Source organism: Micromonospora sp. LOL_013 (assembly GCF_048060315.1).
Lineage (GTDB): Bacteria > Actinomycetota > Actinomycetes > Mycobacteriales > Micromonosporaceae > Micromonospora_E.
Genome location: NZ_JBHMIQ010000003.1, coordinates 1 through 24097, shown reverse-complemented (window position 1 = coordinate 24097; position 24097 = coordinate 1). Strand labels below are relative to the sequence as shown.

The 24097-nt window shown below is 70.7% G+C and carries 25 protein-coding genes; 14 read left to right on the top strand and 11 right to left on the bottom strand.

Annotated elements, in window-relative coordinates; genetic code table 11:
- The first annotated feature begins 88 nt into the window (after positions 1 to 88).
- From ACFHWS_RS03130 to ACFHWS_RS03110, 5 genes are all read left to right on the top strand, one after another.
- The gene (locus tag ACFHWS_RS03130; RefSeq protein WP_416552340.1) at positions 89 to 925 is read left to right on the top strand and encodes a patatin-like phospholipase family protein; all 837 of its coding nucleotides are present in this window, start codon (positions 89 to 91) and stop codon (positions 923 to 925) included.
- Positions 925 to 1947 carry a 1-acyl-sn-glycerol-3-phosphate acyltransferase gene (locus tag ACFHWS_RS03125; protein WP_416552341.1) on the top strand — a complete coding sequence of 341 codons (1023 nt, stop codon included), beginning with the start codon at positions 925 to 927 and terminating at the stop codon, positions 1945 to 1947. The genes ACFHWS_RS03130 and ACFHWS_RS03125 overlap by 1 nt, the downstream gene beginning before the upstream one ends.
- Before the next feature lie 10 nt (positions 1948 to 1957).
- A complete protein-coding gene (gene cutA / locus ACFHWS_RS03120; RefSeq protein WP_123605207.1) occupies positions 1958 to 2278 on the top strand; it encodes a divalent-cation tolerance protein CutA in 321 nt (106 codons plus the stop codon).
- 124 nt (positions 2279 to 2402) lie between these two features.
- A complete protein-coding gene (locus tag ACFHWS_RS03115; protein ID WP_416567582.1) occupies positions 2403 to 5900 on the top strand; it encodes an SCO7613 C-terminal domain-containing membrane protein in 3498 nt (1165 codons plus the stop codon).
- Between the two features lie 226 nt (positions 5901 to 6126).
- Positions 6127 to 7152 carry a fatty acid desaturase family protein gene (locus ACFHWS_RS03110; RefSeq protein WP_416567581.1) on the top strand — a complete coding sequence of 342 codons (1026 nt, stop codon included), beginning with the start codon at positions 6127 to 6129 and terminating at the stop codon, positions 7150 to 7152.
- Positions 7153 to 7433: 281 nt separating this feature from the next.
- On the opposite strand, the gene ACFHWS_RS03105 is transcribed toward ACFHWS_RS03110, so the two are convergent.
- Positions 7434 to 8210 (bottom strand): hypothetical protein, encoded by a 777-nt coding sequence (locus ACFHWS_RS03105; protein WP_416552344.1) that lies wholly within the window; start codon positions 8208 to 8210, stop codon positions 7434 to 7436.
- Positions 8211 to 8454: 244 nt separating this feature from the next.
- A complete protein-coding gene (locus ACFHWS_RS03100) occupies positions 8455 to 9279 on the bottom strand; it encodes a hypothetical protein (RefSeq protein WP_416552345.1) in 825 nt (274 codons plus the stop codon).
- Positions 9280 to 9378: 99 nt separating this feature from the next.
- On the opposite strand from ACFHWS_RS03100, the gene ACFHWS_RS03095 reads away from it, so the two are divergent.
- Both ACFHWS_RS03095 and ACFHWS_RS03090 read left to right on the top strand, forming a co-directional pair.
- Positions 9379 to 9672, top strand: a complete 294-nt coding sequence (locus ACFHWS_RS03095; protein WP_278167350.1) for a 4a-hydroxytetrahydrobiopterin dehydratase — start codon at positions 9379 to 9381, stop codon at positions 9670 to 9672.
- A gap of 75 nt (positions 9673 to 9747) precedes the next feature.
- Positions 9748 to 10863 (top strand): FHA domain-containing protein, encoded by a 1116-nt coding sequence (locus tag ACFHWS_RS03090; RefSeq protein ID WP_416552346.1) that lies wholly within the window; start codon positions 9748 to 9750, stop codon positions 10861 to 10863.
- 128 nt (positions 10864 to 10991) lie between these two features.
- Here ACFHWS_RS03090 and ACFHWS_RS03085 read toward each other — a convergent pair whose 3' ends face one another.
- Entirely contained in the window at positions 10992 to 11279 is a 288-nt protein-coding gene (locus ACFHWS_RS03085; RefSeq protein WP_416552347.1) for a hypothetical protein, read from the bottom strand.
- Positions 11269 to 11748 carry a hypothetical protein gene (locus tag ACFHWS_RS03080; RefSeq protein ID WP_416552348.1) on the bottom strand — a complete coding sequence of 160 codons (480 nt, stop codon included), beginning with the start codon at positions 11746 to 11748 and terminating at the stop codon, positions 11269 to 11271. The genes ACFHWS_RS03085 and ACFHWS_RS03080 overlap by 11 nt, the downstream gene beginning before the upstream one ends.
- Positions 11749 to 11797: 49 nt before the next feature.
- Here ACFHWS_RS03080 and ACFHWS_RS03075 point away from each other — a divergent pair, with 49 nt between their 5' ends.
- From ACFHWS_RS03075 to ACFHWS_RS03060, 4 genes are all read left to right on the top strand, one after another.
- Positions 11798 to 12571, top strand: a complete 774-nt coding sequence (locus tag ACFHWS_RS03075) for a helix-turn-helix domain-containing protein (RefSeq protein ID WP_416567580.1) — start codon at positions 11798 to 11800, stop codon at positions 12569 to 12571.
- Positions 12558 to 12752 carry a DUF397 domain-containing protein gene (locus tag ACFHWS_RS03070; protein WP_123605197.1) on the top strand — a complete coding sequence of 65 codons (195 nt, stop codon included), beginning with the start codon at positions 12558 to 12560 and terminating at the stop codon, positions 12750 to 12752. Before ACFHWS_RS03075 ends, ACFHWS_RS03070 begins: the two co-directional genes overlap by 14 nt.
- A 361-nt stretch (positions 12753 to 13113) precedes the next feature.
- A complete protein-coding gene (locus ACFHWS_RS03065; protein ID WP_289207543.1) occupies positions 13114 to 13308 on the top strand; it encodes a DUF397 domain-containing protein in 195 nt (64 codons plus the stop codon).
- 14 nt (positions 13309 to 13322) lie between these two features.
- Positions 13323 to 13847, top strand: coding sequence for a GNAT family N-acetyltransferase (locus ACFHWS_RS03060; RefSeq protein WP_416567579.1), 525 nt, complete (start codon positions 13323 to 13325; stop codon positions 13845 to 13847).
- 960 nt (positions 13848 to 14807) lie between these two features.
- Here the strand turns inward: ACFHWS_RS03060 and ACFHWS_RS03055 are convergent.
- The 4 genes from ACFHWS_RS03055 to ACFHWS_RS03040 form a co-directional block, all read right to left on the bottom strand.
- Positions 14808 to 15497, bottom strand: a complete 690-nt coding sequence (locus ACFHWS_RS03055; RefSeq protein WP_416567578.1) for a hypothetical protein — start codon at positions 15495 to 15497, stop codon at positions 14808 to 14810.
- Positions 15494 to 15772 carry a hypothetical protein gene (locus ACFHWS_RS03050; protein ID WP_416567577.1) on the bottom strand — a complete coding sequence of 93 codons (279 nt, stop codon included), beginning with the start codon at positions 15770 to 15772 and terminating at the stop codon, positions 15494 to 15496. Before ACFHWS_RS03050 ends, ACFHWS_RS03055 begins: the two co-directional genes overlap by 4 nt.
- 83 nt (positions 15773 to 15855) lie before the next feature.
- A complete protein-coding gene (locus ACFHWS_RS03045) occupies positions 15856 to 16356 on the bottom strand; it encodes a sigma-70 family RNA polymerase sigma factor (protein WP_416567576.1) in 501 nt (166 codons plus the stop codon).
- A 340-nt stretch (positions 16357 to 16696) separates the two neighbouring features.
- Complete coding sequence (locus tag ACFHWS_RS03040) at positions 16697 to 17200, bottom strand: SRPBCC family protein (RefSeq protein ID WP_416567575.1); 504 nt, start codon at positions 17198 to 17200, stop codon at positions 16697 to 16699.
- Positions 17201 to 17247: 47 nt separating this feature from the next.
- Between ACFHWS_RS03040 and ACFHWS_RS03035 the strand changes: the two genes are divergently transcribed.
- Positions 17248 to 20559 (top strand): SNF2-related protein, encoded by a 3312-nt coding sequence (locus tag ACFHWS_RS03035; protein ID WP_416567574.1) that lies wholly within the window; start codon positions 17248 to 17250, stop codon positions 20557 to 20559.
- Between the two features lie 240 nt (positions 20560 to 20799).
- Here ACFHWS_RS03035 and ACFHWS_RS03030 read toward each other — a convergent pair whose 3' ends face one another.
- Both ACFHWS_RS03030 and ACFHWS_RS03025 read right to left on the bottom strand, forming a co-directional pair.
- Positions 20800 to 21105 carry a hypothetical protein gene (locus tag ACFHWS_RS03030; RefSeq protein ID WP_416552355.1) on the bottom strand — a complete coding sequence of 102 codons (306 nt, stop codon included), beginning with the start codon at positions 21103 to 21105 and terminating at the stop codon, positions 20800 to 20802.
- Positions 21106 to 21518: 413 nt separating this feature from the next.
- The gene (locus ACFHWS_RS03025) at positions 21519 to 22154 is read right to left on the bottom strand and encodes a helix-turn-helix domain-containing protein (RefSeq protein WP_416552356.1); all 636 of its coding nucleotides are present in this window, start codon (positions 22152 to 22154) and stop codon (positions 21519 to 21521) included.
- Positions 22155 to 22278: 124 nt separating this feature from the next.
- Between ACFHWS_RS03025 and ACFHWS_RS03020 the strand changes: the two genes are divergently transcribed.
- Together ACFHWS_RS03020 and ACFHWS_RS03015 are read left to right on the top strand one after the other, a co-directional pair.
- On the top strand, positions 22279 to 22578 hold the full coding sequence (locus tag ACFHWS_RS03020; RefSeq protein ID WP_416552357.1) for a SelT/SelW/SelH family protein: 300 nt from the start codon (positions 22279 to 22281) through the stop codon (positions 22576 to 22578).
- Positions 22579 to 22681: 103 nt separating this feature from the next.
- Positions 22682 to 23482: an NPP1 family protein gene (locus ACFHWS_RS03015; RefSeq protein ID WP_416567573.1), complete on the top strand. Its 801-nt coding sequence runs from the start codon at positions 22682 to 22684 to the stop codon at positions 23480 to 23482.
- Positions 23483 to 23715: 233 nt separating this feature from the next.
- Here the strand turns inward: ACFHWS_RS03015 and ACFHWS_RS03010 are convergent, their stop codons facing one another.
- Positions 23716 to 23877: a hypothetical protein gene (locus ACFHWS_RS03010; protein ID WP_416567572.1), complete on the bottom strand. Its 162-nt coding sequence runs from the start codon at positions 23875 to 23877 to the stop codon at positions 23716 to 23718.
- Between the last annotated feature and the right edge of the window lie 220 nt (positions 23878 to 24097).

Below are 24097 nucleotides of genomic sequence, written 5' to 3'. Positions count from 1 at the left end.
ATTGCCGATGAGCCGGTAATACCGACCGAGCCCGGGCGGTGAGCCGACCCCGACCGGCGGCCATCGGGCCCGTGCCAGGATGAATGCCATGGTCAACGGTCCGGTCGCCTTCGTGCTGGGCGGCGGCGGGGTGCTCGGCGCGGTCGAGGTCGGCATGCTGCGCGCCCTGTTCCGCTCCGGCATCGAGCCCGATCTCGTCGTCGGCACCTCGATCGGGGCCGTCAACGGTGCACTGGTCGCCGCCGACCCCTCCGAGGCGGTCACCCTGCGGCTGGTCCGGCTCTGGGCCTCCCCGGAGGCCAGCGAGGTGTACGGCGACTCGATGGCCCGTCAACTGCGCCGGTTCGCCGCCCGTACCCACCTGCACTCGCCACGGCCACTGCGCCGGCTGCTGGAGGCCGAACTGGGCGACACCACCACCTTCGCCGACCTGGCCGTGCCGTTCCACTGCTGTGCCGCCAGCATTGAACGCGCCGCCGAACACTGGTTCGACGCCGGCCCGGTGGTGCCGGCAGTGCTCGCCTCGGCCGCGGTGCCCGGCCTGCTGCCACCGGCCGAGATCGACGGCGAGCACTTCGTCGACGGCGGGATCGTCAACTCGATCCCGATCGGCAAGGCCGTCGAAGCCGGGGCGAAGCGCGTCTTCGTGCTCCAGGTCGGCCGGATCGAGCGGCCACTCAGCGCGCCCCGGCGGCCCTGGGAGGTCGCCCAGGTCGCCTTCGAGATCGCCCGCCGGCACCGGTTCGCCCGGGAACTGGCGGCGCTCGGCCACGATGTGGAGGTGCACGTACTGCCGACCGGTGGGGGAGAGACACGTGACGACACACCCTGGGCGTACCGGGACATGACTGCTGTCGGCCGACGGATCAGCCGCGCCTACACCGCCTCCCGGCGTTACCTCAAGACCAACGTGGCCGGCTGCTGATGCCGCTGCCACCCCGCTGGGTACGCCGGGCACTGCTCGCCCCGGCCGTACCGCTGCTTGCCGCTGCGGTGCTCACCACGCTGCCGTTCTGGATCTTTCTGGCCGCCGCCGCCTCGCTGCTGGTGCCCGGCCGGCTGCGGGTGTTGCGACTGTTCTGGGTCGCCGTGGTCTATCTGCTGTGGGACACCGCCGCTCTGACCGCCCTATTCGGACTCTGGCTGGCCTCCGGCTGCGGCTGGAAGATCCGCAGCCCGGCCTTTCAACGCGCCCACTACGTGCTGACCGGTTGGTTCCTGACGTTCTTCTTCTGGCACGCCCGTTGGGCGTTGCGGCTGAGTATCGACGTGGTCGGCACCGATCCGGACACCGCGCTGCCCGGCCGTCCCGAACTGGTGGTGTCCCGGCACGCCGGCCCGGGTGACTCGTTCATCCTGATCCACGGCTTGGTCAACTGGTTCGACCGGGAGCCGCGGATCGTGCTCAAGGAGACCCTGCAGTGGGATCCGGCGATCGATGTGCTGCTCAACCGGCTGCCCAACCGGTTCATCGCCCCCGGTGACCGGCGCGCCGAGCCGGTCGAGACCCAGATCGCGCATCTGGCGACCGGACTGGACGCCAACGACGCGTTCGTCATCTTTCCCGAGGGCGGCAACTTCACCCCGGGCCGGCGCAGCCGGGCCATCGAGCGGCTGCACGCGTTGGGACTGCACGGGATGGCGGCCCGCGCCGAGTCGATGCGGCACGTTCTGGCGCCGCGCCCCGGCGGCCTGCTCGCCGCGCTGGACGCGGCCCCGGACGCGGGCGTCATCTTCGTCGCGCACACCGGTTTGGACCGGATGCTGACCGGAGCCGACGTGTGGCGGGAACTGCCGATGGACAAACGGATCGTGATGCGGTTCTGGTCGGTGTCGCCCGAGGAAATCCCGGCCGGCCGTGACGAACGCATCGAGTGGCTCTACGACTGGTGGGCGCGGATCGATTTGTGGATCGAGAAGAACCGCTCGGACACCTTGAGGGCGTAGGGTTCGCTCCGTGGATCAAATCTCCGTTGTGACGACGGTGGTGGATGCCCGTTCGGTCGCCGAGGTGCTTGCCGCTTCTGCGGTTGCCGGCCGGTTCGCCGCCTGCGCCCAGATCGGTGGTCCGGTGGCCAGCACCTACTGGTGGGAAGGCCGGGTGGAGACCACAAAGGAGTGGTCTGTGCAGTTCAAGACCGCCACCGACCGTAGCGACCCACTGGTCACCTATCTGCGCACCGCGCACCCCTACGACGTACCCGAGATCCTGGTCGCCGTCATCGAAGCCGGCAATCCCGATTACGCCCGGTGGGTGTACGACCACACCCGTCCCTGAGTCGTTCCTCAGTCGTCCATTCGTGGTCGGCTGGTCCTGAACCGTCCGTACCCGAGTCGTCCGCTCGGTCGGACTGAGTACCCGCACTCTGTCGGTCACCCGGCCGGGCGACGACGATGCGGTTGTGAGCAGTACCGCGACAGCCCACTACCCGTGCCCAGCCTGCGGCACGCCGGCGAGCCTCGCCGCCGGCTGCCCGGGCTGCGGCCGAGGGCCCGACCCGGTCGCCGCCGAGGTGATCCGGCTCGACGGCGAGATAGCCGGGCTGGCCGCCCGCGTCGAACAGGCCAGGTCCGCGTGGGCCACGCTGAGTGGGCAGTTGCACGCCGCGCAGGTCCGCCGGCAGCAGTTGGCGGTCCGGCTGCAGGCAGCGGTACGGGCGACGACCGTCCAACCGGCCCGGCCAGCCGTCGCGCCGGCCGGTGCGACGGCAGCCCCACCAGCCGGCGGCCCGTCACCACGGCCGGAGACCTCCATCCGTACCGTGCAGACCATTCTCTTCGTCCTCGGTGGACTTCTGCTCGGCACCGCCGCGATCGTCTTCACCGCGGTCGCCTGGGCCAGCGTCGGCGTCGGCGGCCGGGCCGCGATCCTGGCCGGCGTCACCGCCGTACTGCTCGCCCTGCCGCCGCTGGCCACCTGGCGCGGCCTGCGCGGCACTGCCGAGACGTTCGCCGCGCTCGGGTTGCTGCTGGTGTTGCTCGACGGCTACGCCGCTCGCTCCGTCGACCTGTTCGGCGCCGCCGACCTGCCCGCCGCCCGGTACGCCGCCGCCGCGTTCGCCGTCACCGGCCTGGTCGCCGCCGGCTACCACCTGACCACCGGCCTGGCCGCGGCTCGCTTCGCTGCCCTGCTCGCCGCGCAACCCGTGCTGCCGCTGCTCGCCGCCGACCTGCGCGCCGACGCCGCCGGCACCACCCTGTTGCTACTCGGCACCGCCCTGGGCACCCTGGCGATGATCGCGCTCACCCCGCCGGCCCGGTTGGCGCTGCGGATCACCGGCTGGGTGGCCGTCGGCGTGGCGTTGACCGCCGCCGGGATCACCGCCCTGGCCGCCGTCATCCTCGGCCACCCGTCCGGCGCCCCCGCCCTGGCCGGGTCGCCGCTACTGGCGGTTGCCGCCGTGCTGGTCGTCGCCGGCCGGCTCACCGGCGTACCGGCGCTGCAGGCGATCAGCCTGGCCGGACTGGCACCGGCGGTCACCATCTCCGTCATCCGGGCTGGCACCGAACCGGCACCGTCGCTGACTCTGGCCATCGCCGCCAGCACCGCCGTCGGGCTCGCCCTCGCCGGCCGGTACCTGCGCGGCCGGCTGCCGTCGGTGGTCCGCACCGGGCCATGGGCGGGTGCGCTGCTGGTGACCGGGCTGCTCGGGACCGGCATGCTGCTCGCCGCGCTGGTCGTCGGGGTCGCCGGCATTGCGGCGGCCCGCCCGCTGTGGCGGGCCGGCACCGGCCCGGTCGACGCGCCCGGCGACTGGCAGTTGCCGTTCGCCGTCGTCGCGGTCACCGGCGCGCTGATCCTGCTGCTGCCCCGGGTGCTCCGGCCGGTGCTGCTCACCGTCGGTGCCGCCACCGGCCTGCTGACCGTACCGGCGGCGATCCCGGTGCCGTGGTGGGCGGTCGCCGCGAGCGGCCTGGCCGGTGGGGCGGTAGCGGCGGTACGGGCCGCCCGGTCCCGGCATGCCGTCGTCGCGTTGCCCAGCGCGGCCGTCGCCGCCCTGATGACCGGCCACGCGCTGCTGGTCAGCGCCGGCCGACCGGCAGTCGCCACGGCCGCCGTCGCGGTCGTCATCGGCACCGCGCTCGCCGTCGCCGCCGTCGCCCGCCGCGCCGTGCGGCGACCCGAAGCCTGCTGGTGGCAGGCCCCGATCGGCGGCCTCGGCGTCGCCGTCGCGGTGGCCGGCTGGCCCGCCCTCGTCGCGCTCGCCGTCCACACCTTCGACACGTCGGCGGGCTGGCCGGCCCGCGCCGCAGCGGCCGCCGCCATCGGGCTGCCGGTCGCGCTGGTCGCGGTCCGCCGCTGGTGGCCCGGATACCTCTGGTACGCCGGGGCGGCGCTGCCGGTCACCGTCGTCGCCACCCTCGTCGCCCCGGCCGTCGGGGCCGTGCCGTACGTGCCGGGGGAGTCCACCGGCGGGTACGCCGCCGCGGCGGCACTGCTGCTGGCTGTCGCCGCGACCCTCGTCCCCCGTGGCGTACTGCGGCTGCTGCTGACCGGCGTGGCCGCGGCGCTGGTGCTGCCGGCGGCGGTCAGCACCCTGCCGGTGCTGGCGTCGCTGCTGCTCACCCCGTACCGCTGGCTGGACGCCAGCTGGGCCGGCGTACCGGCCGGGACCGGACTCAGCCCGGCGCTGCCGGCCTCGGTCCCCGCCGCCGAGGCGGTCACCCTGGCCGTGCTCGCAGCCGCCGTCACCGTGGCCGTCGTGGCCGGTTACCGGGCGCGGTACGCGATGCCGGCCGGCGGCCCGGTCGCCTTCGTAGCCCTGCTGGCCGCCCTGGCCAGCGCCGGGACGCCGTGGCCGGTGGTGCCGGCACTCAGCCTCGCCGCCGGACTCGTCGGGCTGGTGGTCGCCGCCCGGTCCACCGCCGCGCCGCAGGTGGCGGTCACCCTGCTGGTCGGTGCCCCACTGGCCGGGTCCGGGTTGGCCGGTCTACTGCCCACCCGGGTCAGCACCCTGACCGCGCTGGCCGCCGTGGTGGCGTGCGCCGCCGGAATCGGCGCGGTGGGTCGCCGTACCCCGGTGCGGGTGGCTGGCGGGATCGTCGCTGTGGTCGCCGGCGGTGTCCTCGCCGCGACCGCCGTGTGCGCCGCTGACCTGCCGGTCCGGGTCGGCGGGTACGCGGTGCTCGCCGTCGCCGCGCTGGCCCTGGTCGTCGGCGCGGTGCTGGCCCTCCGGTCGGCCACCGGGGGCGGACGGGGGCGGGCCGAGTCGATCGGCGTCGAAGTAGCCGGGCACGCCGTCGCCGGTGCGGCCCTGCTGATGACGGTCGGCTCGGCCCGGTACGCCGCCGGGGTATGCACCCTGTGGGGCGTCGTGCTGGGTGCCCGGGTACTGCTGGCAACCGTCCACCCGGTGCCGCTGCGGCCAGGCGGACGGCAGGCGGTGCCGCACCGGCCGTGGGCGCTGGCCATGACGGCCCTGGCCAGCGAGATCATCGCCTGGTGGCTGCTGCTGGCCAGCGAGCAGGTGGCGCTGACCGAGGCGTACACGCTGCCGGTGGCCCTGGCCGCGCTCGGCGTCGGCTGGCTGACCCTGCGCGCCCACCCGCAGCGGTCCAGCTGGCTCGGGTACGCCCCCGGGCTGGCCGCCGCCCTGCTGCCCAGCCTCGGCTCGGTGCTGGTCGCCGACGGTCAGCCGGTGCGCCGGCTGCTGCTCGGGGCCGGGGCGGTGGCGGCGGTGCTGCTCGGTGCGGCGTACCGCCGGCAGGCCCCAGTCATGATCGGCGGTGCGGTGCTGGCGGTCCTCGCGGTGCGGGAGCTCGTCGCCGTCTGGGACCTGCTGCCCCGGTGGAGCTTCCTGGCCGTCGGCGGCCTGGCGTTGATCACTCTGGCGGTCACCTACGAGCGCCGTCGCCGGGATCTGCGCAGATTGCGTACTGTTGTCGGCCGGATGACCTGACCGGGAGGGGGCTAGCGTCACCCGGGTTCCGGGGGCAGACAGGATTACCCCGTGCGGCGGATCCCCGCAGACTGAAAACGCCGCTGGCCCGGCCATCCCCGGCACCGCCAGTACCCCGACACGACCACCCGGGCACGGCCGCCCTGGCGCACGGCCACTACCCAGACACCCGCCACCCCCCGAATCGCCGGCCCCGACGGGCCGGGAGAGCCACGGAAGGTATTCGATGACTGCTGCCGCACCCACCCGTACCAGTCCCCAGCCGCGGGGCAGCGACTATGCCGACCTGTCGCGGCGGGTGAGTCAGGTCGGGCTGCTGGACCGCCGACCAGCCTGGTACGCCGCCCGGATCGTGCTGACCGTCGGGGCCTACCTGGCCGGCTGGGCGGTACTGCTGGCCGGCGGGGACAGTTGGTGGCAGCTGCTGACCGCCGTCGGGTTGGCGGTCGCCGCCACCCAGGTGGCGTTCCTCGGCCACGACGCCGGACACCGGCAGATGTTCCGCACCCGTCGGGCCAGCGAGACCGCCGGTTTGCTGCTCGGCAATCTCGGGGTCGGGCTCGGCTACGGCTGGTGGATGGACAAGCACACCCGGCACCACGCCAACCCGAACCACGTAGACGACGACCCGGACGTCGGAGCGGGTGCGCTGGTCTGGACCGAGGAGCAGGCAGCCGCGACTCGGGGCTTCGGCCGCTGGTTGGCCCGCCGGCAGGCGTACCTGTTCTTCCCGCTCCTGCTGCTCGAAGGCCTGTCCCTGCGGGTGGCCAGCATCCAAGCGGTGATCAACGGCCCGGTGAAGCGGCGCGCCGTGGAGGGGGCGCTGCTGGCGGTGCACACCGCCGCGTACCTCGGGATCGTCTTCGCGGTGCTGTCGCCGCTGCGGGCGGTGGCCTTCATCGCGCTGCACCAGGCGCTGTGGGGTCTCTACATGGGGTGCGCGTTCGCGCCGAACCACAAGGGTATGCCGATGTTCGGCCCGGACGACGACCTGGACTTCCTGCGCAAGCAGGTGCTGACCTCCCGAAACGTGCGCGGTGGCTGGTTCGTCGACCTGCTGCTCGGTGGGCTCAACTATCAGATCGAGCACCACCTGTTCCCCAGCATGCCGCGGCCGCACCTGCGGTACGCCCAACCGATCGTGCGCGGCTACTGCCAGGAACGCGACCTGCCGTACACCGAGGCCGGGTTGCTCGACTCGTACGCCGAGGCGCTGCGCCACCTGCACTCCGTCGGCCGTCCGCTGCGTTGAGTCGGCCGGCTGCCGCGGCTGATCCACCCGGTTCCGCTCCCCGCCGTACCCATGATCAGTTGATGAAAATTCGGTCTGCTGCCGGCGTGTCGCCCAGCTCAGCGTCAAGGGATCATGATGACCGCTGGGTGGCAAGTGCGGGGCCACCTCAGTGGGCGGCCCCGCACCGTCGGTCGGCCTAGCGCTGCCTGCCGGTCGGCCTAGCGCTGCCTGCCGGTCGGCCTAGCGCTGCCTGCCGGTCGGCCTGCTCCGCCTGCCGGTCGGCCTGCTCCGCCTGCCGGTCAGGCGTCGAACAGGTCCAGCATGTCGTCCGACATGTCGATGATCTCGCCGTCCGGCTTCTCCACGGTCACCGGCTCGCCGAAGTTGGCGTACCCGATGGTGATGGTGCCGGAGGTGGGCGACACGCTCTCCAGGTCGATGACCATTTCGACCAGCCGGCCCTCGGCGTCGAGGGCCGCGGTGAACGGCACCGCCTTGGCGGCGTCACCCAGATCGGCGAGCATCTCCTCGTCGGCGCTCGGCGACTGGGTCATGTCGATCGAGCCGGCGATCTCGGTTTCGGTGGACCACTCGGCCTCGGCGACGCTGCCGATCATCTCGGCCGGGTCACCGGTCGGCATCATGCTGAAGCCGGCACCGGCAGGAAGCTTCGAGGTGTCCGACTTCATCCACACGTCGGCGAGCTCGTCCATGTCCGTGCCGCCGAGCTGCATGTAGATGTCGGTGCCGAGCTGGCGAAGAACGATCTTCACCGTGTCGCCGTCGGCACCCATGTTGATCTCGATGTTCGCCTTGTCACCGGCGGGGTCGACGTCGCCGACGACCTCCATCAGGGCGCCGTCGGCCTCGGTGCCCAGGCTCATGGTGAGCCGTGCACTCTCCTCGGTGCTCTTAGCGGTGGCGGTGGCGATCGCCTCCGTGGCGTCACCCCGGCTGTCGGCGGCACCGGCCTCGGCGCTGCTGTCGGTCGCGGGTGCGTCGGTGTCAGCCGTGCCGCCGCAGCCGGAGACCGCGAGCGAGAGCGCGGCGACGACGCCGATTCCGGCGTGCGTCATCCGTCGAATGTGCATGAAAGTGTTCCGTCCCCTCGTGAATGATTGCCGGCGGGAGCACGCCACGATGGTGGCGCCTTAGACGTCGCCGTACCACTGCGGTTCGGCGCCCGCCGGCTGGTGCCGCGTCAGCCTACCGGTCGGCTCCGGTCCGGGGTGGACCGCTGCCGATCGGTGCGCGGTCCGGTGCCGACAGATGCGGCGCGGTGCCGACAGGTGCGGTCCGGTGCCGATCGGGTCAATCGAGTCAATCGGCGAGGGCGGCGACCATCGCCTCCGGCATCGGCACGATCTCGCCGTAGGTGGGGGCCTCGATGGTCTCGGCCCGGCCGAAGTTACCGAGGCGCAGCCAGATCGTCGGCATTTCGGGCATCTGCTGCTCGTCGCCGAGGGACAGGTCGACGAGCCGGCGCTCGCGGTCGAGGGCGGCGGTGAACGGTACGGCGCGGATCATGTCACCCAGCTCACCGAGTTCGCCGAGTTCATCGAGTTCGGGCAGGGCCACAGAGGACCATTCGGTCAGGTCGACGGTGCCGGCGATCACGTTGTCCCCGGTCCACTCGGCTGCGGTGACGCCGCCGATCAGACCGGCCGCGCCGATCAGATCGCCCTTGGCCATCGTGTCGAAGGTGCCCCCGGGCGGGAGGTTCGCCCGATCGGTGTGGAACCAGACCCCGGCCCGCTCTCCGCTGCCGCTCATGAGGTAGAAGTCTTTCTCCAGCAGGATCATGGTGATCATCACCGTGGATCCGTCCTCCGGAAAGTAGGACTCGACCTTGATCCGTTGGTTCTCCGGGTCGATCTCGGCGTGCGCCTCGGTCGTCTCGCCGGACCGGCTGGACATGACGAACCGCACCCTGGCGGGCTGCTCCTGGGCCTTGCCGATCGCGGCGGCCAGCGCCTGCGTGGCGTCGCCGTGGTCGTCAGCCCGGTCGTCGGCGGAGGTGGCCGAGGCTGTGGCCGTCGGGTCCGGGTCGGTGGCGGGGCCCGACCGGCCGCACCCGGTGACGGCGAGGGCGAGGGAAACAACAAGCCCGCCGACAATTGCAGCGGTCTGCCTCGTTTGTGGCATTGATGCCTTCCCAAACAGGAATGACTGATGAGGGGGTCAACCTACTCGCCGCGACCCGCGTGCCGATCAGTTGGGCGGGACAGACGGTAAGGTCACCGCATGGCAGAGGTGCTGGACACCGCACAGGTGCAGGCCGCGCTCGCGGAGCTGACGGACTGGGTAGGCGACCCCGAGGCGATCGCCCGTACCGTCTCGTTGGCGACCTTTCCCGACGCGGTCGCCGTGGTGACCCGGGTGGCGATCACCGCCGAGGAGATGGACCACCACCCGGACATCGACATCCGGTGGCGGACCCTGACCTTCCGGTGCCGCACCCACTCGGCCGGCGGCACCACCGCCCTGGACATCGAGCTGGCCCGCCGGATCGACGAGATCGTCGCGGCGCAGGGCTGACGGGGGAGCGGACACGGTGACATTCCCAGACCGGGAGAGGTACGCGGTGGGATTCCTGACCGGGGGAGGTACGCGGTGAGATTCGAGGTCAGCAAGGTGCTCGACGCGATCGAGCGCCGACTCAGCACCGACCCGGCGACCGCACGCGCCGTCGTGGACCTGGCCGAGGTCGTCCGGTACGTCGACTTCGACAACGGTCGGCCGGCCAACATGCTGCGCCTCGGGCAGCTGATCGACGCCCTCGGCCGCAGCGTCGCCGAGGAGAACGTTCCGGTGTACGTGGTCGTGCACCGAGGCATGCTCTCCGACGCCGACCTGACCTCCAACGAGCGGATGGTCGCCCGCCGGTGGTCCGACGACGGCCTGGTGGAGGTGCTCGCCGACCCCGCCGACCGGCTGCTGGAGGTCGCCGAACTGCTCGGCCTGCCGGTGCTCAGCCGCCACCGGTTCGACGGCATGCGCGGGCGTTACCAGTGGCTCAACCAGCCTGGCCGGCTGCTCGCCCCGCTGCCCGGCCACGGCGGCCCGGCGCTGACCGCCCGCGCCGGTGGCGGCAACACACCGGCGACCGCCGAGCCGTCGCCTGCCGGTGCGCAACTGCTGGCCCGGCTGTGGAGCTGCCCGGACCCGGAGTGCGCGTTGTTCGGCCGGATGCGGGTCGGCCGCCCCGGCGGGCAGCCGCCGCCGACGCTGCGTACCGGCCAGCCGACCTGCCCCCGGCACGGGGAACGGCTCACCGAGACGGGTGCCCGCCCGCCGGCCGAGGTGCTGTCGATCCGGATCGACGGCATGGTCCGGCAGCGGTTCGTCGTCTCCGCCGACCACCCGATGGTGGTCGGCCGGGCACCCGAGCGCGGCGAAGGCATCATGCTCGGCCAGTGGCTCACCGAGGAGGCGCGGCGCTGGATCAGCCGCAGCCACGTCCGGTTCGAGCTGCACGGCAGGGACCTCGTCGTGCAGGACGTCAGCACCAACGGCACCGGCGTACGGCCGGGGGGTTCGCCCGACGACGACGAACGCCGCACCATCAAACGCCAGGCCCGGCCGTTGCAGGCCACCGACGTCGTCGAGCTCTACCCGGGGGTGCACATCGCCCGGTCGAAGGTCTGGGCCACCGGTGGCGTGTCGAACCCGACGTCGGTGATGGCCGACGCGCCGACCATGGCGCTGCGAATGATGGACCGCCCCTGACCCTTGACCCGCGTTTCCTTCAGCCCCGCAACACCTGCTCGGCCGGCCAACCCGCCACGATGAGCCAGGCGCACAGGCGGCTCGCGGTCACCGCGTGCGCGGAGTCGGGCGGTACGGCCGGTGTGCGCTCAGTGCTCATGAGGCTGATTGTCGTAGGTCTCGCCGTTGACGGGGCGGGGTCGCTCGACGACACCGGGGCGGGTCAGCGCGCTCTTGTAGACCGCGATCGCCACCATCCGGCCGTCCCGGCCACCGGCGACGACGGTGCCGATGAGCCCGACGACCTGCGACTGTTCCTGGTCTAGCCCGTAGCGGATGTCGGCGACCCGGACGATCATCGACCGGTCGGCGTACACCCAGTCGGCCTTGCCCAGGCGCAGCGTGTCGCCGACGCGGAGCAGTTCGTCACGCGACATCGTCACCATCCCCATTCCCATCGGCTTCGTCGTCGGGGGTCACCGGAGGCCACAGGCCGGCGAAATAGAGTACGGCCATCACCCGTCGGGCCTTTCCCGGATCGTGCCGGCGCAGCACCGCGAGCGCCTTCGTGAACGGCTCGCAGAGCGCGGCGGAATTGCACACCCGGCATTCGGCGAGTCGGCTCGGCAGATGCGTGCTGACGATCTCCCGCGCCCGCCGTACCACCGGATGATCAACTGACAGGTGGACGCTGTCCGGCAGTGGCGGTCGGTTCGGCGTCGAATCATGATCCTTTTCTCCGCCGGGCGGCGTGCCGATCGAGGTGTAGCGGGCGAGGCGGGGTGTGCCGCCGATCCCGTCGTTGCGTACCACGTGATCTCCCTTGCCGTCGTCGAAGCGCCTGTGGCGATTTCTACCCTGGACTGTGCGACCTCGACACGGAATACTCAGTTCACCGATTGCCATGCGTCAGTCATTCCAGCGCGTACCAGTGGATTCCAATGGAGGCCAGGAGATGAGTGAACTTCAGGATCTGTTGCGCAGTGAGCGCCTCAAGCGCAACCTGACCCAGGCCCAGGTGGGTGAGGCCATCCGGGTCAGCAATTCCCTCATCGGCGCGTTCGAGACCGGCAAGTCGATCCCACTGCCGGACACCGCCGTCGACCTCGACCGCATCTACGAGACCGGTGACCAGATCCAGCGGCTGTCCCGGACCGCCCGGGAGGACGCGCAGGCCCTGTGGCTGCGCTCCTGGCTGGAGAGTGAGCGCCGGGCGCTGGTGCTGCGCTCGTTCCAGCCGCTGGTGATCCCGGGGCTGCTGCAGACCGAGGCGTACGCCCGCGCCGTCCTCACCGCCGGGCCGCGCACCCGGCGGCGGCTCGACGAGGCGCTCGCCGTTCGACTGGAACGCCAGTCGGCTACGCTGGACCGCGGCGAGGACATCCAGTTCACCGCGATCATCGCCGAGGCGGTGCTGCGCCTGACCGGCGCGTTCATGAAGGACCAGTTGGAGCACCTGGTCGACATCGGTCACCGCCCGGATGTGCAGATCCGGGTGCTCCCCGCCGATGTCGGCATGCACCCCGGGATCGCGGGCGCGTTCGTCATCGCCTGCCTCCCCAACGACCGACGGGCCTGCTACCTGGATGACCAGCTGAGCGGCCGGATCGTCACCGAGGCTCAGGACGTGGTCGACCTGGAACAGACGTGGGATGCTGTGTCGGGACTGGCACTCACCGTCAGCCAGAGCCGTGACCTGATGCTAAGGATGATCGATGAACACGAGTGAGCCGATCTGGCGCAAGTCCAGCCGCAGCAGCTCCAACGGCGGCGACTGCGTGGAGGTCGCCGACAACCTGCCGGGCCGGGTGCTGGTGCGCGATTCCAAGGACCGGGCCGGTGGCACGTTGGCCTTCGCGCCGGCCGCCTGGTCCGCCTTCGTCGCCCACACCCCGTCCGCCGTACGCTGACCCACCGCCAACGCCGCCCCACCCAGCACTCTGGGCATTGCGCTCAGCCGACCGGCTCGCCCCCGTCCCACCAGCCGGGGGCGAGTCCGGCGGCGCGAGCCGCGCCGAGCGGGTCGCGCTACGCCGACCAGCGCCCGTACCTTGCCAATCCTCGTGGGCTGGCCAGCATGTACGAGACAGTGCTCCGCGAAGCGACGACGGCAGATGATCTCGTTCGATGGCTCGACGGCCCGACACTCGTCCGGCTCTGGCCCACCCAGGTCGTGCCTCCGCAGGTACGGTGGCTGTGGGAGTCCAAACACCAGGCACTCGTTCACACCCGGCGTGGATCCGGGCCGCGACCTGATCGTGAGGATAATCGATGAACACGAGTGAGCCGATCTGGCGCAAGTCGAGCCGCAGCAGTCCGAACGGCGGCGACTGCGTGGAGGTCGCCGACAACCTGCCGGGCCGGGTGCTGGTGCGCGATTCCAAGGACCGGGCCGGTGGCACGTTGGCCTTCGCGCCGGCCGCCTGGTCCGCCTTCGTTGCCCACACCCCGTCAGCCGTACGCTGACCACCGGGGCCGGCATGCGCCCGCCGGAGCTTCCGTCGACGCCGGTCGGCCTGACGCCGGTCGACCGGTCGCACCGTGCGGTGCTCGGCAACCTGGGGCAGCTGTACCGGTACGACCTTGCCGAGGCGTACCGTCACCTGCCGAACGCGGACGGCACCTACAACAATCGCCGTCTCGACCGCTTTCTGGCCGGCGCGGATCCGGACACCCGGGCGTGGCTGATCACAGTGGCGGGAGAGCTTGGCGGATTCGTCATGGCGGGCCGGGCGGATGAGATTGCCTCGATCGACGATTTCTTCGTGGTCCGGCCACTGCGGCGGACCGGCGTGGGACGTGTGGCCGCTGGTCAGGCCATCGCCGAATGGCCGGGCCGGTGGCGGATCGCCTTCCAGGCGTACAACCCAGGAGCGCAGCCGTTCTGGCAGCGGGTGGCGACCGACGCGGTCGGACCGCACTGGCACCGGTCCGAGGTGGCGTCGGTGCCGGGCGCACCTGCGGATATCTGCCTCAGCTTCGATACGTCACCAACGACCGGGTGATGTTCGATCATGGTCGATCACCCCGTACGCTCGAAGCTACAGTATGAGCAGTGCTGCAGGGAGGCCGACGGTGAGGATGGATGGCAAACCTCGCGGTCGGAGTGATCGCGGACACCAGCGTCGAAATGATCGGCGTGATCGTCCGCACGGGGGATCGACGTTCTGAGCAGCTGGTAGGGGTGTGAGGGCTGCCGCCGATTGCCGGTCGAGTCAGCGCGGCCGTTCAGCTTAGCCGGGCGGTGATGTCTCCTGTCGCGCTACGGGCGATGACGGAAGTGATATCGGGCCAATGGAAACCGCCCTGACCGGCGGTTGGTAGCCAGACTGCGTACACGCCGACGTGACGCTGGTCAGCTGTCGAGAAGGCGACAACCGGTGCGGTTGCGGTCGTACCAAACACAGTGACATCGACAGTCGCGGCAGGTCCTCTGACCGTTCCGACAAAAAGTCGAAGTTCCGGATCGTCGGGATTGACCGGGCCTAGGTGGGGCAGGGGTTTGGACGGCAGTGTCGGCGGCCCTGGGACGAGAAGGGCAGCGGGCGCCGGCATGCAAGAGACAAGGTCGCCGGTCGGCCGGCTGGTTCTGATGCTGGCTACACATAGCGAGTCGTTGGTGGACAGCCAGGCGAGGGTCGTCCACTCCCGGCCCTGCTGGTCGAGCTGGGCCGGCTTCTCAGTAACTGGTGGGTACTTACGTAGCCACTCCTCTTGGACGCTGGCGGCGTTGGCTGGTGCAACCGGGTCGGAGTGCCGCTGCGCGCATGATGCCAAACCGATGGTGGCTGCGACGGTCAGCGCAGCAACGGCGGCTCGGGCGCTGAACTGTCGGCTCGGCGATAGCGTGTGTAGCCGCGTCATGTCGGCATTCTCCCATCTTCGACGGCTACTCGCATGTCCCGACGCAGGGACGACCAGAGGGGGTGGGGCAAATGGCGGCCCCACCCCCTCGCTCTCGTCGGTCAGCAGAAGCAGCGGTATGACCAGCCGATCTGGTATACGTAGACGCCACTGAGGCCGTTCGGCACGCGCAGGGTGGTGGCGTTGGCCGCGTACCGCGTGTCACTGGAGCCGCCGGCGCTGCCGCCCTGCCAGTCGGAGGTATGGCTCCACTGGTTCTTCGTCACCGCCCACCTGTCATCACACAGAGGGACGCCGAACTCCAGCCCGACGATCTGAGTCAGGCTGATTGTGAAGGTGTTGCAGTTGTTGCCGGTCAGGCTGCCCGGCGGGGACCACTCGACGAGCTCGCCTTCAAAGAGGTTGTAGAAGCTCCGCGTGTAGCCCGAACTCAGCTCCTTGCCGCCACCGAGTACGCCGGTGCCCCATCCGCTGGCCAGGGTGGATTCCGTCGAGTAGAAGTTGTTGGGGTCGGAGTCCTCCGTGACGTACCGCGAGAAGCAGCCGTCCCAGTTGTAGTCGGGGTCCGGGTCGACGTCGTCGCTGTAGACGCACCCCGACGACCAGATCGGCGGGTTTTCGAGCATTCGCGCACGTAGCTTGTTGGAGATCTGCTGAGCCTCGGCGGCACTGAAGCCCGCCGCGACGGCGTCCGCGTAGACGCTGCGTCCGGCTTCGGCGTATTTTTGCGCGTCGGCCATAGTCGGTTCACCGGATTCTGGCAGGATGACCCGGACCTCCTGGTTGATCACGCGTGCCTCGCCAGTCGCGCCGGCTCCCCGGTGGGCACCTGGCCTTTAAAGATCACCCGGGATTCGGCAGGCGCGACGACGGTTATGCCGTCCTCGAATCGTTGCCGGACGACGGAACCATCGTAAATCATCTCTGACGAGATCAGTGCGGGGTTCCAGGAAGACAGAGCCGTTCCCGTCGGGGTGGCGTTGGCTGGGGCGGACGTGTTCGCGGTGAGCGCGGCACCGGCCAGCAGGCTTGCGGTGACGATTGCAAGTGTGCGACGTAACCTCATCGACTGATTCCTTCCCGTGCAACTCTCGATGGGTGTCGATGCGTACACGTACCGGTGCCCGACGGATGCTGCATGGGTTGCGGTCAGGTTTGGAGATCTCTCCGCAACGCCGCGAGGGCCCGCACCGTCTGGCTGGTCACCGTTCCCGTCGCGTACCCGAGCGCGTGTGCCGTCTGTGTGACGCTGAGGTCGTGGAAGAAACGCAGCGCCAGGACTGCGCGTTGACGCGGCCCCAGTCGTCGCAGCGCGGGTGACAGGTATACGCGGTCGTCGACGGCGGTGTGCGGTGTGGGTGCCAGCGCGATATCCGTTGTCGTGATCGACGTCGTTGCGCTCTCGTGTCGCCAGCGCGGCCGACGGCGTTCTGTGAGGAAGTTGCGGACCACGATACGGCGAGCGTAGGCGCCGAGCGCTGTCCGCCGGTCCAACCGGTTCCAGTGTTGATACATCTTGAACAGCGCTATCTGGACAAGGTCCTCCGCTTCGTGCCAGTCGCCGCAGATGTCGTAAACCTCCTTTCGTAGCCAATGTCGTATCAAACGGACAAATCGCTCGAACTCCACCTCATCTGCGTCGTGTGCCATCGACAGCCCCGCCTCCCCGATGATCGCGGCTATGCAGCGCAAGGGGCCCGGCTGTGCGTGTACGCCTAAGGCGTCCCTGAACTGCTCAGGTAGTCAAATATACTGATGAGTGTTGATATGTGAAAGTTATTATCTTATATGTCATCTTTCGGTCATAGCTATTACGATCGGCGACCAGTTGGGCTAGGCGGGGCACTCGAAGGACATGCGGGCAGCGCGGCCGTTAGGACCCTCGGGCTACCAGACGCCCAACAGGGCCACCCGGCGGCCAGCAACCGGCTTGGTCGACCTGTGCGTCGCTCAGTGCAGTACGGAACAGCCGCAGCGGAGCCGGCGGAGGCTACCGTTCGACGTACGTGGCGAGGTTCGCCAGCGAGGAGGCGAGGCCGGCGGCGTGGTCCGCCTCGCTGATGCCGGCCGGTACGTCGTCGGCGCGGATGTCCACCCGGGTGCCGCCGTCGACCGTCGACACCTCCCAGGTCATCGTCATCGTGCCGGCGTACGCGGGATCGTCGGCGACGAAGTCGACGGCCTGCACGACCCGTACGCCGGGGACGAGGTCGACGAAGCGGGACTCGACGATGTCGGTGTCGGCGGTGGCCTTGCCCGGCGCGGTCGTTGCGTCGGCGTAGGTCAGGACCAGCCGGTACCCGCCGCCGGGTCGGGCGTCGAACCGCTCGAACCGGCCGGTCATCCCCTGCGGCGGCAGCCACGCGGCGAGCGCGTCCGGGTCGACCAGAGCTGCGTAGACGCGCTCGACCGGGGCGGACATCACCCGGGCTGCCGAATCGGTACGGGTCGACGATGCGTCACTGGGACGGGCGTTCGATCGTTGCGCTGACACCCGGCTAACCTACGTCGCGACGCGGCCTGATCGGGAGACGACGAACAGTGGCGAAGCTGGAACTTACCGTCGAAGAGGCGGCGTTGTGTGAGATCGTCGGCGTACGGGCGTTCCTGCGCGCCCGTGCCCAACTCGCGGACGGCGAACTGACCGACGCCCGGTGGGATGCGACGACCGGGCACGCCCAGGGCCGACTGGACCCTAGGCGCGGCGGCACCGTGACGGCCGCGGTCACCACCGACCCCGACGGGCTCGTCGCCACCGTCGACGGGGCCTGCTCCTGCGGCGAGAGGGCCTGCGGCCACCCGTACGCGCTGGTGCTGCGGGCCGTCGTCGGAGCGTCGCCGACGGTCCCGCAGCAGCGGCGGGCGCCGGATGCGCCAACAGTGGACTGGGAGAAGAGCCTGTCGGCGCTGGTCTCCGACGTCGCCCCGGTCGTCACCGCCGCGCCGCCCCAGGCCACCGTCGGCCTGCAGTTCGAGCTGGTCAAACCGGCCGCGGCCGGCGTCGGCGCGCTCGCCGGCCGCGTCGCACTGCGTCCGGTCCTACCCGGCCAGAACGGCTGGGTCCGCTCCGGCATCAGCTGGTCGAACGTGCAGTACGCCGGGCACGGCAGATCGCCGGAATCCAAACGGCACCGCCAGTTGCTCGGCGAGATCCTCACGCTGTCGACGGTGGACAGCGACCGCTACGGCTACTACAGCCACCCGACGACGATCTTCCTGGACGCGTTCGCGAGCCGGCGGATCTGGGACCTGCTGGCCGAGGCCGACGACGCCGGGCTGCCGCTGGTCCAACCCGGCAAGTACGGCCGGCCGGTGGTCGTCGGCCGGCAGCCGGCACGACTGTCGGTGCAGGTCGACCGCACCGACGACGAGTTGATCGTGCAGCCGGTGCTGCTGGCCGACGGCGTACCCGTAGCCGCCGAGTTCTCCGTCTTCGTCGGCCGACCGGCGCACGGGATCGCCTGGTGGGCCGAGCGCGGCGGCGTCGAGCCGCAGCCCCGGGACCGGGTGCTGCGGCTGGCACGGCTGTCCGGCGCGGTCTCCCCGGCGGCGGCGAAGTCCTTGGCCGGTCCCGCGATCCGCGTCCCCGCTGCCGACGAGGCGCGGTTCTTCGAACGGTTCTACCCGGAGCTGCTCAAACAGGTCGAGGTCGTCGCCGCCGGCCCGGCGGTGCACCTGCCACCGGTGTCGCCGCCCACGCTCACCCTCGCCGTGACCCCGATGCCGGAACAGGCGCTGTCGATCCACTGGCAGTGGGTCCGCGCGATCGGCGCGCACCGGCAGACCGAGCCGCTGTGGGCCACCGGTCCGCGCGGGCACGCCGACTCACGCGGGCACGCCGACTCACGTGACGCCGTCGTCGGCCAGGTCACCGAGGTGACGGCCAAAGCGGTCCCGGAGGCGATCGAGTCGACTCCGAACGGCCCGCGACTCGTCGCCCTGACCACGCTCCGCGGCGACGCCATGATCCGGTTCCTCAGCGAGGTCGTGCCCCGGCTCGCCGACATCGACGGCGTCGAGGTGGTCGAGTCGGCGGCGGAGCCCGTACCGGACTACCGGGAAGCGGACGAGGCGCCGGTCATTCGGTTCGCCGGCACCGACCATCCCGGCGAACACGACTGGTTCGACCTGTCAGTGCAGGTCAGCGTCGGCGGCGAACAGGTCGTCTTCGATCAGCTGTTCACCGCGCTGGCCCAGGACCGGCAGTACCTCATCCTGCCCAGCGGCACGTACTTCAGCCTCGACCGCCCCGAGTTCGCCCAGCTCCGCGAGCTGATCGACGAATCGCGGGCACTGGAGGACCGGCCACCGGGCCTGCTGCGGGTCGGCCGCTTCCAGGCCGGTCTCTGGGCCGAACTGGCTGAGCTGGGGGAGATCACCGGCCAGGCCGCCGCCTGGCAGCGCGCGGTCCGCGAGCTGGCCACCGCCGGCGCCGCCGTCGACCACCAGGTGCCCCCGCAGGTACGGGCGGAGCTGCGCCCGTACCAGCTCGACGGGTTCCGCTGGCTCGCCGCCCTGCGGGAGCACCAGCTCGGCGGCATCCTCGCCGATGACATGGGTCTCGGCAAGACCCTGCAGGCGCTGGCCCTGATCCGGCACGCCCACGCCGACGTGCCGTTCCTCGTCGTCGCCCCCGCCAGCGTCATCCACAACTGGGTCGCCGAGGCCGCGCGGTTCACCCCGGATCTGACCGTACGGGCGGTCACCCAGACCGCGGCACGGCGTGGCATGGAACTCGCCGGGGCGGCCGCCGGGGCGGACATCGTCGTCACCTCGTACACGCTGCTGCGGCTGGAGTTCGACGACTACCAGGCGCTCGACTGGGCGGGGCTGATCCTCGACGAGGCACAGTTCGTCAAGAACCACCAGTCGCAGAGCCACCGCTGCGCCAAGCAGCTCACTGCGCCGTTCAAGCTGGCCATCACCGGTACGCCGATGGAGAACAACCTGCTCGAACTCTGGGCGCTCTGCTCGATCACCGCCCCCGGGTTGTTTCCCCGGCTGGATCGGTTCATCGACTACTATCGTACGCCGATCGAGAAGGACCGCGACGGTGACCGGCTCGCCCAGCTGCGCCGCCGCATCCGGCCGCTGATGTTGCGTCGTCGCAAGGCCGACGTCGCCGCCGACCTGCCGGAAAAGCAGGAACAGGTATTGGAGCTCGACCTCGACCGTAAGCATCGCCGGATTTACCAGGCCTATCTGCAACGGGAACGGCAGAAGGTCCTCGGCCTGCTCGGGGACCTGGAGAAGAACCGGTTCGAGATCTTCCGGTCGTTGACGTTGCTGCGCCAGGCCAGCCTCGACGTCGCCCTGGTCGACCCGAGACACCAGGGTGTCCCATCGACCAAACTGGACGTGCTGGCCGACCAGATCACCAACCTGGTCGCCGAAGGCCACCGTACGCTGGTGTTCAGTCAGTTCACGCGCTTTCTCGGCGCGGCGCGTGACCGGCTCGTCGCCGCCGGCGTCCGGTGCGGCTACCTCGACGGGTCGACGACCAACCGGGCCGCCGTGATCGCCGAGTTCAAACGCGGCGACGCCGACGTCTTCCTGATCAGCCTCAAGGCGGGCGGCTTCGGTCTCAACCTGACCGAGGCCGACTACTGCATCCTGCTCGACCCGTGGTGGAACCCGGCGACCGAGGCCCAGGCCGTCGACCGCGTCCACCGGATCGGCCAGACGTCGAACGTCATGGTCTACCGGATGGTCGCCAAGGACACCATCGAGGAGAAGGTCATGGCGTTGAAGCAGCGCAAGGCCGAGCTGTTCAGCAGTGTGCTCGACGGGGGCGAGTTCGCCTCCGCGCAGCTGTCCGCCGCCGACATCAAAGACCTGCTCGACCTTGACTGAGCCGATCTGGCACCGGGGACCGGATCGGGTCGGCGTACGCGGCGGCCGGCCTCAGGTGAGCAGCGGCAGCGCCCGGTCGCGGACGTCGACGTAGCGTTCGTGCACCTGTGGGGTGGCGGCGGTGACCTCGTCTGCCTCGACCGGCCACTGTGATGACCCGGCAGTGTCGAGCCCGACGGTTGGCCGAGGTCGACCTTGCGCCCATCGACGGATCGGCCCAATGGTGATCTCCTGCGGCGGTCAGAGGTACGTGACGCCGGTGAGCCGGGCCGCCGCCGCCCACATCCGGCGGCCGTTGCCCGGATCCCGGGCCTGATCGCTGGCCCGCACCTCGGCGACCGGGCCACGGGTCTCCCGGAACCCGCGCGGGCCGAACGCGGCGACGCTCAACCAGATCATCCGGCGGGAGGCGTCCGTCCCGTACCGGTCGGTGTCCCGCGCCGCACCGAGGTCCGGGTGACGACGGTGCCGCAAGGCGAGCAGGACGACGCCGCCGGCGACGGCGTACACCAGGGCGGACGGCGGCGTAGGTGAGCCGGAATCCACCGGCGGTGAGCAGCAGCGACGCCAGCGGCGGGTTGGCCACCCAGGCGACGGAGAACGGCGTACGGAAGGTGCTCATCGCCATCGCTATTCGCGCGGACCCGGCCAGCGCCTCCCGGGCGTAGGCGAACATCTGCGGGACCATCACCTGCGCCGACGCGGTCAAGGTGACCGTGATGAGCAGAAAGACCGGGAAGTCCGTACGACCGAGGTGAGCGCACTGGATGAACACCCGGCCGACCACGGTGGCGGTCACCACCGCCGAGACCGGGGCGGCGACCAGGCACAGCGCGATCTGTCCGGCGCTGGCCCGGACCGCGTCGTCGAGGAACAGGGTCAGGTCGGCGCGGCCATCGCGGTCGACAGACCGACGGCGACGCAGACGGAGCCGAGCATGGCCCAGACACGTACGCGGTTCAGGGCCTGCCACCCTCCCTGGCTCGTTCCCCGGCCCGCTCCCGCTCCCGCGCTCGCTCCCGGGGGCGGGCGCGCAGGTGGGCGCGTTCGCCCTGTTGGCCGAAGAGGCTGAGGAACTCGACCGGCTCATCACCGACAGCGCCGAACCAGTGGGGCACCCTGGTATCGAACTCCGCCGCCTCGCCGGGGGAGAGGATCAGATCGTGCTCACCGAGCAGGACACGCAGTCGCCCGTCGAGGACGTACAGCCATTCGTAGCCTTCGTGGGTTTTCAGCTCAGGCTCGCGGCGTGGGCTGAGTGCTGGGATGATCAGCTTGTACGCCTGGATGCCGCCGGCCCGCTGGCTGAGCGGAAGGACGGTCATCCCGAAGCGGCTGACCGGCCGCAGGTGGATGCGCGGGTCGCCGGTCGGTGGCGCGTCGACCAGTTCGTCCAGGCTGACCCCGTGGGCGCGGGCGAGGGGCAGCAGCAGTTCCAGGGTGGGCCGGCGAGCGCCGGATTCCAGCCGGGACAGGGTACTCACCGAGATGCCGGTGGCAGCCGACAGCTCCGCGAGGGTCGTCTCGCGCTGTTTGCGCAGCGCCCGCAGCCGGGGGCCGACCGAGTCGAGGGCATGGTCGAGGTCGTCGTCCATGCCACCCAGCTTGCCAGACCGGCAAAGGCGTTTGCCGGTACGGTGGCCTAGTCGACGGTGCCGTGCCGGACATGCCGGGCAGTGGCCTTGTCGACCCGGTGCCCGGCGCAGGCATACTCGGTTGGTGACCAACACCAAACAGCCACGGTTGGAGATCGAGTACTGCACGCAGTGCCGCTGGATGCTGCGCGCCGCGTGGACGGCTCAGGAGCTGCTCACCACATTCGCGCTGCGGCTCGGTGAGGTGGCGCTGGTGCCGGGCACCGGCGGCGTGTTCGAGGTCCGGCTGGACGGCGAAACGATCTGGTCGCGGGGGGAGAGCGGCTTCCCGGGGATCCCCGAGCTGAAAAGACTGGTACGGGACCGTATCGCGCCCGATCTCAGCCTCGGCCACACCGACCGGGCCCTGCCGCACGGGCTCTGATCCACTGCTCGGCTGTGCACCGTACGGCCACCGGTAGTCAACTCCTTGGATATCGACGTTGACCACAATAAGCTGGTCACTTCGGTCACCCAGGGAGGCCGCCTTGCGTCGATCCGCCAGCCCGAACCGTACGCCGACCCGCAGCCGGAACTGGATCGCGGCCGCAGCGCTGTCCACTGTGCTGGTCGTCGCTTCAGCCACGGCCGCGCGGGCCGCGAACCTGCCCAACCTGCCCCAGTCCGCCGGCGGCTATGAGCTGATGTTCTCCCCGGCCTACGACTACGACGGCGACGGGTGCTACCCGGTCGCGGCGATCGCCCCCGACGGCACCCTCAACGGCGGACTGAACACCAGCGGTGCGGTCAACGGCAACTGCCGTGACCAGTCCGATCTCGACCGGACTCAGACGTACGCCAGGTCGAAGTGCAACAACGGCTGGTGCGCCATCGTGTACGCGAGTTACTTTGAGAAGGACCAGGTTCTGCCGGGCTGCTGCGGTCACCGGCACGACTGGGAGCACGTCGTCTCCTGGGTGAACCAAACGTCGGACCGGGTCGACTACGTGTCCCGTACGGTGCACGGTGAGGTGCAAACCTATCCGCGGTCCTCGGTGCGTTTCGACGGCACGCACCCAAAGGTCGTTTACCACAAGGAAGGTGCCTTCGGCTCGCACAACTTCCGGCTGGCGAGCAGCAACGACGACCCGCCGGAGAACCACTATGGCACCTGGCGGTACCCGCCGGTCGTCGACTGGAACGGCTGGCCCAGCACGGCGCTGCGGGACCGGTTGATGACGGCCGACTTCGGCTCCGCCAGCATTAAGATCACCGATCAGGACGACCGGTTCCGTAACCTGCTCGACCGCTCGAAACCGGCAGATATCCCCTTCGACCCGTGGGCCTGACCCATGATGGCTGCACTGGCCAACCAGAGCCTAGGCCAACACCAGCCCTCAGCCGGCTGCCCGACGGCTCTGGTGCGACCCGGTCTCTCCCGCCGCGTCGCCAGTGGGCTCATCGAGGTGACGCTGCGCGTCGAGCGTGGGTGGCCCTGAGGTCCAGGTCGGCGCGGAATGATCCGGCGGGCGGGGTCGTTGTGCATGGTCGCGCCACGCACTCCGGCCTGCGGCAGCCCGGCTCAGGCCGCCGGCCACCAGGCCCAGGCCCGTAGCCGTTGAGCACCGGCCGGGCGGCCCGGCGGGTGGGCCCGGTCGGGAATCGTCGGCGGGCCGGCGTGGTTGTACATGGTCACGGCGCGCGGCAGCGCCCCCCGCGCCACCGCGTCTGACCCCCGTACCACCCGGATGACCGTTTACCGCGCACCCGCCCGTCCGTGACGGGTGTGCCCCCTCGGCAAACGGAAGGTGGACCCCCCATGACCACGATCATCACCCGTACCCTGCGTAACACCGCCCTCGGTATCGCCGGGCTGACCCTGGCCGGCGGCGCGGTCGCCGCGCCCGCCCTGGCCGCCGAGCACGCCCCCACCGCCCTGGCCGCACCCGTGGCCGCCGCCGGCG